This window comes from Catenulispora rubra (assembly GCF_015356825.1).
GTDB lineage: Bacteria > Actinomycetota > Actinomycetes > Streptomycetales > Catenulisporaceae > Catenulispora > Catenulispora rubra.
The window spans coordinates 1-11,000 of the sequence record NZ_JAACYW010000359.1 but is presented as its reverse complement, the minus strand read 5'-3'; the positions used below and the strand labels follow the sequence as shown (position 1 = coordinate 11,000).

The 11,000-nt window shown below is 69.9% G+C and carries 11 protein-coding genes; 3 read left to right on the top strand and 8 right to left on the bottom strand.

The features are described 5' to 3' along the window. Positions 1-880 precede the first annotated feature (880 nt). Positions 881-1,240: a hypothetical protein gene (locus GWK61_RS48565; protein ID WP_194920308.1), complete on the bottom strand. Its 360-nt coding sequence runs from the start codon at positions 1,238-1,240 to the stop codon at positions 881-883. Between GWK61_RS48565 and GWK61_RS48560 the strand changes: the two genes are divergently transcribed. Beyond that, a complete protein-coding gene (locus GWK61_RS48560) occupies positions 1,218-1,649 on the top strand; it encodes an RICIN domain-containing protein (RefSeq protein WP_194920307.1) in 432 nt (143 codons plus the stop codon). The two genes, GWK61_RS48565 and GWK61_RS48560, sit on opposite strands and share 23 nt — an antisense overlap. A gap of 37 nt (positions 1,650-1,686) precedes the next feature. On the opposite strand, the gene GWK61_RS59060 is transcribed toward GWK61_RS48560, so the two are convergent. From GWK61_RS59060 to GWK61_RS48545, 3 genes are all read right to left on the bottom strand, one after another. Beyond that, positions 1,687-2,226 carry an ArsR/SmtB family transcription factor gene (locus GWK61_RS59060; RefSeq protein WP_267254571.1) on the bottom strand — a complete coding sequence of 180 codons (540 nt, stop codon included), beginning with the start codon at positions 2,224-2,226 and terminating at the stop codon, positions 1,687-1,689. Between the two features lie 176 nt (positions 2,227-2,402). Next, entirely contained in the window at positions 2,403-2,663 is a 261-nt protein-coding gene (locus tag GWK61_RS48550) for a DUF397 domain-containing protein (protein WP_194920306.1), read from the bottom strand. Continuing rightward, entirely contained in the window at positions 2,664-3,683 is a 1,020-nt protein-coding gene (locus GWK61_RS48545; RefSeq protein WP_194920305.1) for a helix-turn-helix domain-containing protein, read from the bottom strand. It lies immediately after the preceding gene. Between the two features lie 168 nt (positions 3,684-3,851). On the opposite strand from GWK61_RS48545, the gene GWK61_RS48540 reads away from it, so the two are divergent. Further along, complete coding sequence (locus GWK61_RS48540) at positions 3,852-4,559, top strand: ATP-binding protein (RefSeq protein ID WP_194920304.1); 708 nt, start codon at positions 3,852-3,854, stop codon at positions 4,557-4,559. On the opposite strand, the gene GWK61_RS48535 is transcribed toward GWK61_RS48540, so the two are convergent. From GWK61_RS48535 to GWK61_RS48520, 4 genes are all read right to left on the bottom strand, one after another. Then, complete coding sequence (locus tag GWK61_RS48535) at positions 4,556-6,190, bottom strand: glycoside hydrolase family 13 protein (RefSeq protein ID WP_194920303.1); 1,635 nt, start codon at positions 6,188-6,190, stop codon at positions 4,556-4,558. The genes GWK61_RS48540 and GWK61_RS48535 overlap by 4 nt on opposite strands. Positions 6,191-6,302: 112 nt before the next feature. Then, on the bottom strand, positions 6,303-7,217 hold the full coding sequence (locus tag GWK61_RS48530) for a carbohydrate ABC transporter permease (protein WP_194920309.1): 915 nt from the start codon (positions 7,215-7,217) through the stop codon (positions 6,303-6,305). A gap of 33 nt (positions 7,218-7,250) precedes the next feature. After that, positions 7,251-8,195: a carbohydrate ABC transporter permease gene (locus GWK61_RS48525; protein ID WP_194920301.1), complete on the bottom strand. Its 945-nt coding sequence runs from the start codon at positions 8,193-8,195 to the stop codon at positions 7,251-7,253. Positions 8,196-8,294: 99 nt separating this feature from the next. Continuing rightward, positions 8,295-9,737, bottom strand: coding sequence for an extracellular solute-binding protein (locus GWK61_RS48520; RefSeq protein WP_194920299.1), 1,443 nt, complete (start codon positions 9,735-9,737; stop codon positions 8,295-8,297). Positions 9,738-9,995: 258 nt separating this feature from the next. Between GWK61_RS48520 and GWK61_RS48515 the strand changes: the two genes are divergently transcribed. Next, positions 9,996-11,000 (top strand): LacI family DNA-binding transcriptional regulator (locus tag GWK61_RS48515; RefSeq protein ID WP_194920297.1); only part of this gene is annotated, 1,005 nt, incomplete at its 3' end.

Below are 11,000 nucleotides of genomic sequence, written 5' to 3'. Positions count from 1 at the left end.
GGACGGACTGGGCCTCGTTCACCGTGAGTGGGGTCGGGGATGAGACGGTGGCGCTGCCGGATGGTGAGGCGCCGGCCGATGGTGGTGCGGGCGAAGAAGCTGAGACTGGTGGACGGGCTGCCGGGACGCGCGGCGTGGCGGGGCGGGTGGTGCCACAGGACTCGTTTACCGCCGGTGTGGAAGCGGACTCCGGAGATGGTGCTGGCGCGGCTACCGGAGCTTTGGCTGGAGCTGGGGAATCGGAGGAAGTCGGCGGGGCTGCGCGAGCGGGAGTTGCTCGGTGGCGGAGTCGGACTGTGCCGCAGGACTCTTTTACTTCGGGTGTTGAGCTGGGTGCGGTAGTCGAGAGTGAGGTCAGTCGGCCTGCGCGCGGCGGTTTGGGTGGTCGGTGGCGCAAGCGTGGGCAGCAAGCAGCCAGCGCGCCGAGCTCGATGGACCAAAGCGAAAACCAAGCAGGCGACCCGGCCGAGCCGGGTGAGCAAGAAACACGCAGCCCGGCAGCGATTGCCGAGCCGCAGGAAGCTAGCCCAGCTGGCATCCCGGTCGCTGAGCCCGAGCCTGATCTTGCGTCTGAGCCGAAGACCGAGGCGATCCCGCACATCGCACCCGGCCACGCGATGCCGCTGGACTCCTTCAACGCAGGCGTCGAGCTGGATCCCGTCGATGTAGACGATTCTGATGCAGACGAGGGTGATGCGGGCAGTGGCCGGGTCGTGCCGGAGGACTCGTTCACCGTGCTCGGTGCCGAGGACCTCGACAGCCCTGATGAGCCCAATGGTCCTGACTTCGGCGTGCCGCATCATCCGATGCAGCCCGGGCGGCGGCGGGCGATTGTTCTGGCGGCTGTGGGTGCGGTTGTCGTTGTGGGGATCGCGGTCGCTTATCCGCTCTCGCACGGCAAGTCGTCTACGGCGGCTGTCGTCGGGGCGACGCAGGCCACGTCGAGTGCGTCGGGTGCCGTTTCGACCTCCGAGGTGAGTGTCACGTCGGTGGTGTCCGAGACGTCGACCATCATCGTGAGTTCGTCGGTGACGAGTGTGGCCGCGAAGCCCTCGGCGACGGCTTCGGCGCCCGGGCGGTCGAGCAGTGGGGCCGCGAGTTCTGCGTCGACGAGTTCGGCGGGGTCGTCGATGGCGTCGCGGTCGCCGGTGACGGTGGGGGGTACGTCCTCGGCGAACGTGCCGCCTCCGCCGGTGTCGGTGTCGACGTCCGCTGCCGTGCCGCACAAGTCGGGGTACATCACCAACGTCGGGGACAGCGATGCGATCGATGTCTTCGGGACGTCGGCCGGCGCGCCGATCTTCAGCGACGGGGCGCAGCTGACCGTGGAGCCGGCTTCGGGGCGGGCTGGGCAGAGCTTTCAGGCCACCGCGTTGACGTCGGGTGGGCAGGCGGTCTACGAGTTCGGCGACGGGCTGGACACCAACCAGTTGATCGACGGCGGCGGGGGCAAGGTCACGTTGCTGCACGGCGGGGGCGCCGCGACGCAGATGTGGTGGCTGTCGCAGGACTCGAGTACGCCGAGTGGTGCGTTCTACATCAACAACCAGGGTGCCGGGCAGTGCTTGACGGACAACGGGCTGTCGAACGCGTTGTCGCTGAAGCCCTGCGTGGCCGGGAACAAGGCACAGCAGTGGTATCTGCCGTGAGGCGGGGCTTGGCCGGGGCGGCTGTTCAGAGGTCGTATCAGAGGTCGTAGGGGATGCCGCGGACCGCGTGCTCGGCGTGGCCGACGACTTCCTCGACCAGGCGCCTGATGTGGCCGCCGCGCAGGCGGTAAAGGCGGGCGCGGCCGTCGGCGCGCTGTTCGACCAGGCCGCCGAGGCGGAGTTTGGCGAGGTGCTGGCTGGCCGCGGTGGGGGTGCAGCCGGCGGTCTCGGCCAAGGCGCTGACACCCAGTTCGCCGTCGCGCAGGGCCCAGAGCAGGCGCAGGCGGCTGGGTTCGGCCAGCAGGTCCAGGAAGCCTACTGCGGTGTCCACGACCGGGTCCGGCAGGGTGCGCTCGGCGGAGTCGGCGTGGTCCAGGTGGTGGTGGTCGGCGCCGGAAGTGGCTGAGGCGGGACCGGCGGCGGTTGAGGCGGTGCCGGGGCCGGCGGCGGCCGAGGTGGCGCGCGAGTCTCGGGGGTCGCGTGGCCCAGCGCTGTCGGCGGCCGAGGCGGCGCGGGAACCGGGAGCGCCGGCAGAGTCGTCGGCGCGGGAGTCGGGCTGCTCGCCTGGCTGGGGCATGGAGGCCATCCTCTCACCTGCGCGGACGGCCGACGCGCCGCACGTTCAAGCCCGCCACCGAACTCGTCACCGAGCCCAACATCGAACTCGCCACCGAACCCGCCCTCAAGCCAGTTCACCCCCGCCGCAGGACGGGCCCCGCGCCGAAGCGACGGAACGGGACCCTGGCCGCGGGCTCAGCCCGTCGGCTCGAACTCCTCGGCCTTCACCCCCGCGACGAAGGCCGCCCACTCTGTACGCGAGTACACGATCACCTCGGCGTCGGGGCGGCGGGAGTGCCGCACGCCGACCGAGCCGTCGGTCAGCATCGCCACCTCCACGCAGTTGGTGGCGCCGTTGCTGTGGCTGCTCTTGCGCCACGCGGCGCCGGTCAGGAGGGTCTCGTGGGGGGCGGCTCCGTTCTCAGGGGTCGAATTCGGCGTTGCGCTGGTGCTCAACTAGCTCTCCATCTTCGTCAGCAGGTCGGCGAGCCAGAGCGCCGACCGTTCGGGGGAAAGCGCCGCGGCACGCAGCTGGTCGAACACCGACGCGTAGTTGCGCACTTCGTCGACGGTCTCCAGGAAATGCGTTCGCGTCAGGTTGTCCAGGCATACCACGTCGTGTTCCAGAGGATTGTCAAAGCCTACAATCGCGAAGGGTTCGTCAAGTCCTGAATATGCCCCGGCCAAATGGGTGATGATCTGGATGATGATATTAGGGCGGCGGGATTCTTCGATGACACGTTCGATCTGACCCCGCATCACCTCGCGTCCTCCCACCCGCTGGCGCAGCGCGCCTTCGTGCATCACCACGCGCAGCCGCAGCGGATCGGTGCCGCCGAGCATGCGCTGCCGGGTGCGGCGCACGGCCACCAGGGCGTCGACGTCGAGGGGTTCGGCGCGTATCCGCCAGGCCTCGGCCAGGGCCCGGGTGTAGTCCTCGGTCTGGAGCAGGCCGTGGACGAGTTGCACGGTGTGCGCGTCGATCGACGTCGCCGCCGCCTCCACACTGATGTAGTCCGCGTAGGGCTCCGGGATGGCCCGCCGGTAGTACTGCCACCAGCCCTTGTCCCTGATCTGGCCGGTCAGGTTGAGTAAAGTCGTCCGCAGTTCCTCGTCGACGACCCCGTACACGTCCAGCGCGGCCGAGACGTCGATGCGCCGCAGCCGGCCCTGGCCGTTCTCCAGCCGGGACAGCGTCGAGTCCGAGATCTCCAGCCGCTCGGCCGCGCCCTGCAGCGTCAGGCCCGCGGCCAGCCGGAGCCGGCGCAGGGCCGCGCCGAGCCGGCGGCGGCGGATCGGCGGTGCCGACGGGCCCGCCGGGACCCGGGCCGCGCGCTCGACCGGGTTGCCGGGTTCGGCCGGGCCGCCGGGCTCCGGCGCGCCGCCGTGCTCCTCCGGGCCGCCGGGGACGGGTTCCAGCGGCTCGCCGTCCGGCGCGGTTCCGGTGGCGGGTCCGGGAACGTCTGCGGATGTCATCGCCAACCCCCTGCGGTTCGCTTCTGCGATGCAGGCCATTGTGCCCGAACCGGCCCCGGCGATTTCACGGATTCCCCTGCGGGGCCCGCGCCCGGGGTGGGATATTTCATTGTGGGGTGCGCGCTGGGGGAGATGGAATCGCGCAGACATCGATGATGTGAGGCCGTCATGCAGCAATTACGCCACCCCGCCCCGGCGGCGTGCCGCGTCGCCGGACCGGGCGCCGGCGGCGGGGTGGCAGCCCGAGGCGCGGCGGCCGGCCCCGAGCCGGCCCCGGAGGCCCCGGTATCGCAGAACACTGCTCTGTACTGGACGTTCCCGGGCTCGGCCCTGGACGTGAGCCTGTCGCGGCGCTGGCTGGCCGCCGCCGTCGAACAGGCCTGGGGCGCCGGCGACGACGCCGACCGCGTGGTGCTGGCCTACAGCGAGGTCGCGACCAACGCCGTGGTGCACGGCACCGGGCCGGTCACGGTGTCCGCGCGGATCCGGGCCGGCACGGTGACCTGCGAGGTCGCCGACTGCTCGGCCCGCACGCCGCAGCACCGGCACGCGACCGGCGAGGACGTCCGCGGCCGCGGGCTGGACCTGATCGAGTGGATCGTGGACCGGTTCGGGGTGGCCGTCGGCGAGGTCGGCAAGACCGTGTCGTTCGAGGTCGGACGTCATACCGGACGTCACACCGCGGTGGACCCCGGGTCCGGGAGAAGTCCGCTGCCCCGGTCCGGCCCGGGTCCGGTCGGGGTACCTGAATCAGCCCTCGAACCCGCCGAAACACCACGACCCGGCCCCGGAACAGAGTCCGGAACCGGGTCGCAGGAGAACTCCGTCGACGGGTCTGCGGGTGGGTCCGCCGACGGAAGGCAGGAAACCGGCTAGCGGGCGATCCAGACGGCGGTGTCGGCCGGGATCCGGCCCTCCGCCGTCAAAGGCCCGCTGGCCAGCAGCACTCGGCCCGCGACCGGCTGGTCCGACGGTCGCGGGCCGAAGTTCACCGCGCACACGAACCCGGGTCCGCGCTCGAAGGCCAGCACGCCGTCGGCCGCCGGGAGCCAGGCGAACGGCCCATCGCCGAGCCCCTCGGTCTCCCGCCGCAGCCGCAGGGCCTTGCCGTACAGCGTCAGCATCGACGACGGATCGGCCAGCTGACCCTCGGCCGTGTAGTCCTTCCACGCCTCCGGCTGCGGCAGCCAGGGCTCGGCCGTCGCCTCCTCGGGGCTGAAGCCGAACGGCGGCTCGCTCCCGGACCACGGCAGCGGCACCCGGCAGCCGTCCCGGCCCGGGTCCGCGGGATTGCGGCCCTTGCGCTCCCACATCGGGTCCTGGCGCAGGTCGTCGGGGATGTCCTCGACCTCCCACAGGCCCAGTTCCTCGCCCTGGTAGATGTACACCGAGCCGGGCAGCGCCTGCGTCAGCAGGGCCGAGGCCCGCGCGCGCCGCGTCCCCAGCTCCAGATCGACCGGCCGGCCGAGCTGCCGGGCGTAGATCGCGAACGAGGTGTCCTCGCGGCCGTAGCGGGTCACCACGCGGTCCACGTCGTGGTTGGACAGCACCCAGGTCGGTGGGGCGCCGACCGGGGCGTGCAGGCTCAGCGTCTCGTCGATCACCTCGCGGAGCTTGTCCGCCTCCCAGGCGCAGCCCAGGTAGGGGAAGTTGAAGACGGTGTGCATCTCGTCCGGGCCGAGGTAGCGGGCCAGGCGCGCGGCGTCCGGCAGCCAGATCTCGCCGATCAGGACCCTGTCACCGTCGTAGGAGTCGGCGACCGCGCGCCAGGAGCGGTAGATCGCGTGGACTTCCTCGCGGTCGACGAACGCCGAGTCGTCCTCGCCGACTTGGTCCGGCAGCGCCGGGTCCTTGACCAGCAGCGCTGCCGAGTCTATGCGGAAGCCGTCGGCCCCGCGGTCGAACCAGAACCGCAGCACGTCCTCGAACTCGGCCGGGACGTCGGGGTGCTGCCAGTTGAAGTCCGGCTGGGCCGCGTCGAACAGGTGCAGGTACCACTCGCCGGGCTCGCCGTCCGGTTCGGTGACCCGGGTCCAGGTCTGGCCGCCGAACATGCCCTGCCAGTTGGTCGGGGGCAGCTCGCCGTCCTCGCCGCGGCCGGCACGGAACCAGAACCGATCGCGCTCCGGCGAGCCGGGCCCGGCGGCCAGCGCCGCGGCGAACCAGGGGTTCGCGGCGGAGGTGTGGTTCGGCACGATGTCCACGACCACGCGGATGCCCAGCGCGTGCGCCTCGGCGATCAGCGCCTCGGCGTCGGCCACGGTCCCGAACAGCGGGTCGATGACGCGGTAGTCGGTGACGTCGTAGCCGCCGTCGGCCTGCGGGGACAGGTACCAGGGGTTGAACCACACCGCGTCCACGCCGAGCTCGGCCAGGTACGGCAGCCGGGCGCGGACGCCGGCCAGGTCGCCCATGCCGTCGCCGGAGCCGTCGGCGAAGCTGCGCGGGTAGATCTGGTAGATGGCGGCCGAGCGCCACCAAGGCGCTGGGGAAGTATGCGCGGACACCGGGAACCTGCTCTCTAGTACGTGAAGCAGACACGACGGCGGGACAGCCGACGGTGAAGGACAGGGGGACGTTGTGACGCCTCGTGTGCCGGCGGTGACTCTCAGGGCCCTGTCAGCCCTTGACACCGCCGACCGTCAGGCCGGCCATGATGTTCCGCTGGAAGAACAGGAACAGCACGATCGTCGGGATCGAGGCCAGGAACAACCCGCCGACCAGCGCGTTGTCCGGCATGGAGGTGGCGGCGGTGTTGACGCCGACGTTCAGCGTCTCGTGGGCCGGCACGGTGATCAGCGGCCACAGGAAGTCCTTCCAGACCGCGACCACCGCGAAGATCGAGACCACGCCGAGGATCGGCCGCGAGATCGGCAGCACGATGCGCCACAGCGTGCGCAGCGGGCCCGCGCCGTCCACGGCGGCCGCGTCCAGCAGGTCGTTGGGGATGGAGTCGAAGAACCGCTTGAGCAGGAACACGTTGAAGGCGTTGGCCACCGTCGGGAGCCAGATCACCCAGGGCGTGTTCTGCAGGTTCCAGTGCACCAGCGGCAGGTCCAGCACCGTCAGGTACTGCGGGATGACCAGCGCCGCGGCCGGGATCATCATCGAGGCCAGCATCAGGGCCAGGATCCAGTTGCCGAAGATCGGCCGGAGCTTGGACAGCGAGTAGGCGGCGCCGACGCAGAAGGTGAGCTGGAACAGCAGCGCCCCGCCGGCGTAGACCACGGTGTTCCACAGCAGCTGCGCCATCCCCAGGCGATTCCACGCCAGGCTGAAGGCGTGCGTGGAGGGGTGTGAAGGCAGCAGGACCGGGGGGTTGCGGACCAGTTCCTGCGAGGTCTTGAACCCGCCGGTGGCCATCCAGAACAGCGGGCCGATGAACACCACGGTGGCCAGCACCAGGGCCACGGTCAGCGCGATCCAGTAGAACCGCCTGCCCCGCGTCGTGTTCAGCTGCGTGCGCGATATCAGGGTGCGGTGGTAGGTCGGCGCGGACTTGGGCTTCCTGGCGCGGAAACGATTTCGGGTCATCAGGACCCGGCTCGCGGTCTGCTGGGTCATCTCTCAGTCCTCGCTTCCGCGTCGTTCCAGGACGATGTAGATCGCGGAGAAGCAGGCCAGCACCAGCAGCATGATCACGCCGAGTGCGGCCGCCGTGTTGAACTTGTTGTAATTGAACGCGTAGTTGTAGAGCAGGTAGACGACCGTGGTCGTCGATCCCTCGGGCCCGCCGCCGGTCAGTACGAACGCCTCGGTGAACATCTGCATCGTCGCGACGATCTGGAGCATCGCCATCAGCGACAGGATCAGCCGGGTTTGCGGGACGGTGACGTGCCGGATTCGTTGCAAGACGCTGCAACCGTCCAGTTCGGCCGCTTCGTACAGGTCGCCCGGAATCCCTTGCAGGGCCGCCAGGTACACCAGCGTCGCGGTGCCCATGTTCCCCCAGGTGGAGACCACGACCAGCGAGGGCATCGCCGAGGACCTGGACGCCAGCCACTGCGACTTGGGCAGGTGCAGGAAGTGCAGCGCCTCGTTGAACAGGCCGAAGCCGGGGTCCATGAAGTACTTGAACAGCAGGATGCCGGCCACCGGCGGCAGCATCACCGGCAGGTAGACCAGGATCCGCAGATACCCCTGCGCGTGCCGGAACTCGTTGACGACGATGGCCACGGCGAACGGTGCGGCGAAGCCGAAGACCAGCGCCAGGCCGGTGAACTCCAGGGTGTTGCGCCAGGCCTGCCAGAACTCGGGGTCGGCGGTGACCTGGCGGTAGTTGCCCAGGCCCACCCACGTGGTCTGGCCGCGGTGCACGCGCTGGAAGGACATGATGATCTCGCGGATCATCGGGTACCAGGTGAACAGTGCGAAGCAGACCAGCGCGCCGAACAGGAACGCGTGGGCCCGCAGGTTGCGGCCGGCGGCGCGGCGCAGCGCCTGCCACGTCGACTGGCTGCCGCCGCGTCGCGTGGTGTCCTGCAGCCGCTCTGTGGCCAGGGCGTAGGCCATCGTGTCGACTCCGTTTCCTTGTATCCCTGAAGTGCGCTCCGTGGGGCGGCCGGTCCCCGTCCCTCAGCGTGGACCGGCCGCCTGCCGCGGATCGCGGCGTTACTGGTTGGCCAGGATCGAGTTGACCTGCGACTCGGCGGTGCCCAGGAGCTTGGCCGGATCGGCGTTCGCGTTCGTCATCGCCGCCGACATCGCGGTGTCCAGGACCTTGTAGAGCTGCTGCGCCGCAGGGGGTTCCAGGACCGGCGCGATCGGGTTGTCGACGAAGTCCGTGTACTGCTCGATGGGCAGCGTCGCCGAGGTCTTCAGGTCCGACTGCACCTGCGTCATCTGCGGGGAGGTCGGGTTCCAGAAGAACTTCTGCGGCAGGCCGATCGCGACCGGCTTGTCCGGAGCCGCCAGCGCCTTGTCACGCGCGAAGTCGAACTGGCCCTTGCCCGGGGTCAGGTACTCGAACGTGATCCAGGCGATCTCCGCCTTGATCTGGTTCGGGGTCAGCCCCTTCTTGAAGTAGTACAGGTCGCCGCCGGCCAGGGTGCCGGTCGCCGGGCCCGTGCTCCCGGGGATCGGGCCCATGCCGTACAGCTTCGGGTCCGCGCCGAGGACCTCGACCAGGTGCTGGATCACGTCCGGGGCGCCGAGGAACATCCCGACCTTGCTGGTGGCCAGGGGCGGGAAGGCGTCGGCCCACTGGGTCACCGGTGTCGGGCCGATGCCGTTGTCCTTGAACCGCATGTCGTGCAGCCGCTGCAGGACCTGCTTGCCCTGGTCGGTGTTGAAGGCGGCCTTCTTGCCGGCGGAGTCGACCATCTGGCCGCCGAGGCTGTCGATCTCCCCGGCGAAGTGCCAGCCGCCGGTGTTGCCGCCGCTGTAGTCCTCGTAGCCGGCGACCCCGCCGCCGAGCGCGGAGATCTTGGCGGCGTCCGCCTCGACCTCGTCCCACGTCGTCGGGGGCTTGTTCGGGTCCAGGTTGGCCTTCTGGAACAGCGAGCGGTTGTAGATCAGACCCTCGGTGTAGAAGTTGATCGGCAGCGAGTAGGTCTTGTTGCTGTCCTGCAGGTTCTGCTTCACGCCCGGGAGCAGCTGCGACCAGCCCGGGATGGTCTGGTCGTTGACGTAGGAGCTGATGTCCGTCACGTCGCCGGAGTCCAGGACCTGGTTCTTGTCCGTGAAGTAGGCGTGGAACGCGCCGGTCTCGTTGTGCGCCTTCAGGCTCGCGGTGAACTGCGGGGGGTCCTCGACCTGGCCCACGTAGGGCTTGGCGTTGACCGTGACGTTCGGGTACAGGATCTTGAACGCCTGCAGGTCGTCGGCGTAGGCGGCCTTGTTCGCGGCCTGGTCCGCCCCGGGCGCGCCGTCGATGGTGATGGTCACCGTGGCGTTGGGGTCCAGCGGCTTGCCGTCGGCGACGCCGTCGGCGGAGTTGCCGGAGCCCTTGTTCGAGGAGCCCTTGCTGGAACTGGACGAGCAGGCTGCGCCCGCCATGGCTATACCGGCCGCCGTGACGAGCGCGACCATCGTGCGTGATGCGTTGCGTTTCATGCGTTTCACCCCTTCGTTCGTTGTCTGGGGAGGTGCCGTGCCGCAGTCATCGGCGTGCCGCGAAGGTACAGCCGTAAACAGGCGACTGCAAGAGTCTGATGAAAAATCGAAAGAACACGACTAGGTTACGGATGATCCACTCAGCCCTCTGACGGCTGGTCGCAGGGTCACCGGAGGCTTGCGGACGGATCTTGGAATCTTGCGCGAGTTGGCGCGAACCCATCGCTTTCTTACCGATTTCCGTTCTACTCTTGCGGTATGACGAGCAGACTCGCCGAGGTGGCGCAAAAGGTGGGGGTCAGCGAGGCCACGGTGAGCCGGGTACTCAACGGCCGACCAGGGGTTTCCGAGAGCACGCGCACGGCGGTGCTGACCGCGTTGGACGTGCTGGGGTACGAGCGGCCCACACAGCTGCGCGGCGAGCGGGCGCGGCTGATCGGCCTGGTGCTGCCCGAACTGCAGAACCCGATCTTCCCGGCGGTGGCCGAGGTGGTCGGCGGCGCCCTCGCGCAGCGCGGCTTCACGCCGGTGCTGTGCACCCGCACCGCCGGCGGCCTGTCGGAGTCCGACTACGTGACGATGCTGCTGGACCAGCACGTCTCCGGCGTGGTCTTCGCCGGCGGCCACTTCGCCGAGGACGAGGCCCCGCACGAGCACTACCACCTGCTGCGCGAGCGCGGCATCCCGGTGGTCCTGTTCAACGCCGCGGTGGAGCACCTGGAGCTGCCGCAGGTCTCGACGGACGACGCGGTCGCGGTGGAGCAGGCCTTCGCGCACCTGGCCTCGCTCGGCCACGAGCGCATCGGCCTGGTCCTGGGCCCGGAGGACCACGTCCCCTCGCGCCGGAAGCTGGCGGAGTACCGCACACAGTGCGAGAAGTACGGCCGCGCGGTCGACGAGACGCTGATCGAGCACGCGATGTTCGCCCTCGAAGGCGGCCAGGCGGCGGCCTCGCGCCTGCTGCGCGTCGGAGCCACGGGCATCATCTGCGCGAGCGACCCGCTGGCGCTCGGCGCCATCCGCGCGGTCCGGCGGGCCGGACTGCGGGTGCCGCGGGACGTGTCGGTGATCGGGTACGACGACTCGGCGTTCATGAACTGCACCGATCCGCCGTTGACCACGGTGCGTCAGCCCATTGAGGCACTGGGGCGCGCGGCGGTGACGCTGCTGGTGAACCAGATCGAGGGGGCCCGGGTGGCGGCGGAGGAGCTGCTGTTCGAGCCGGAGTTGGTGGTGCGCGGGTCGACGGGGTCTGTGGTGGGG

What these genes read in the sequence shown, in the direction of transcription:
- GWK61_RS48565 (WP_194920308.1), bottom strand. Translation starts at nt 1,240, where the DNA reads ATGTACCCCGACTTGTGCGGCACGGCAGCGGACGTCGACACCGACACC.
- GWK61_RS59060 (WP_267254571.1), bottom strand. Translation starts at nt 2,226, where the DNA reads ATGCCCCAGCCAGGCGAGCAGCCCGACTCCCGCGCCGACGACTCTGCC.
- GWK61_RS48545 (WP_194920305.1), bottom strand. Translation starts at nt 3,683, where the DNA reads ATGACATCCGCAGACGTTCCCGGACCCGCCACCGGAACCGCGCCGGAC.
- GWK61_RS48540 (WP_194920304.1), top strand. Translation starts at nt 3,852, where the DNA reads ATGCAGCAATTACGCCACCCCGCCCCGGCGGCGTGCCGCGTCGCCGGA.
- GWK61_RS48530 (WP_194920309.1), bottom strand. Translation starts at nt 7,217, where the DNA reads ATGACCCGAAATCGTTTCCGCGCCAGGAAGCCCAAGTCCGCGCCGACC.
- GWK61_RS48525 (WP_194920301.1), bottom strand. Translation starts at nt 8,195, where the DNA reads ATGGCCTACGCCCTGGCCACAGAGCGGCTGCAGGACACCACGCGACGC.
- GWK61_RS48520 (WP_194920299.1), bottom strand. Translation starts at nt 9,737, where the DNA reads ATGAAACGCAACGCATCACGCACGATGGTCGCGCTCGTCACGGCGGCC.